Annotated in this window: 1 protein-coding gene and 1 pseudogene; both read left to right on the top strand. The window is 40.9% G+C overall.

Features of this window, described 5'->3' with window-relative positions; all coding sequences use genetic code 11:
* A partial coding sequence (locus NI468_RS15995; RefSeq protein WP_253102611.1) for a multicopper oxidase domain-containing protein occupies positions 1-778 on the top strand: 778 nt, incomplete at its 5' end.
* Positions 765-1312 (top strand): annotated as a pseudogene (locus NI468_RS16000) (copper resistance protein B); the annotation flags it as partial. The gene NI468_RS15995 and the pseudogene NI468_RS16000, both read left to right, overlap by 14 nt.

Genomic DNA, 1312 nt, shown 5'->3' on the forward strand with positions numbered 1-1312 from the left:
TGGTGGTGATCATTCAGGAATGGATCATTCGAAAATGAACCATGGCGATATGAAAGGCACGGATCATTCACAGCATAGCGCAGTAAAACCGACTATGGAAGATATGGGACATGGTGGTGGTGATCATTCAGGAATGGATCATTCGAAAATGAACCATGGCGATATGAAAGGCACGGATCATTCACAGCATAGCGCAGTAAAACCGCAAAAAAATGATCAAGTGGTTTATGGTTGGGCAAATGCCTCTACACCTGCAGGTAATAAAGCCTTGCAATATAGCGATTTAAAATCATTAGAGCCGCAAAAAGATACTCGTGAAGCCAGCAGTGAATTGGTCGTGCGTTTGGGCGGTACTATGGAACGTTATATTTGGACCATTAACGGTAAAAAATTTAGTGATGCTGAGCCGTTAAAAGTGAAATATGGCGAGCGTATCCGTATCAAATTTATTAATGACAGTATGATGGCGCACCCGATGCATTTACACGGTATGTTTATGCAGTTGGAGAATGGTCAAGAGTCGGTAGATATGCCAAATAAACACACATTGATCGTACCACCGGGTAAAACAGTTACGGCTTTATTAACTGCGGATGAATTGGGTGAATGGGCAATCCATTGTCATTTGTTGTATCACATGAGTGCGGGGATGATGAACAAGTTAATCGTGGCGAATGTTAGCGATGAACAAGTATCTACAATGCCAATTCAAGGTACAAATTCGACTCAAACTCAACAAGTAACTGAGCAAAAAGGAGCTGAACATGCACATCACTAATTTTGTATTGAAAGCGATTTTTTCTGTTGCGGTATTGAGTTTAACGACCTTAAGTGTGGCGCACGAAGGGCATCATTCAACTACTCAGAATAATGGGAAAAATATGCCATCAATGAATCATCAAGCCATGTCTGAGATGAATCATTCACAACATTCTGCACAAGAGCATGCACAACACATGCAGATGATGGGGAAAATGAACCATGGTCAGATGAATCATGCACAACATCAGGCAACATCTACGGTTAATCATTTACATCATGTACCAGATGCGAATACTCAGCAGAGTTCGCATTATGATCATCGCTCAGAACACGGTGCGCAAATTTATGCGATTACGACGGTGGATAATAAGTGGTTTGTCAATGAAGATGGCACAGGCGGTTTAAAGTCAGAGTTTGAAACCCGTATTGGCACAGATGAAAATAAGGTTTTTATTAAAGTTCATGCCGATAAAGAAGAATCGCATGATGCACATTATGATGCCAAACTTTTATATAGCCGTATGATTTCAGACTTTTGGGATGCACAGAT

This window comes from Acinetobacter lwoffii (assembly GCF_024129355.1).
Taxonomy (GTDB): domain Bacteria; phylum Pseudomonadota; class Gammaproteobacteria; order Pseudomonadales; family Moraxellaceae; genus Acinetobacter; species Acinetobacter lwoffii_I.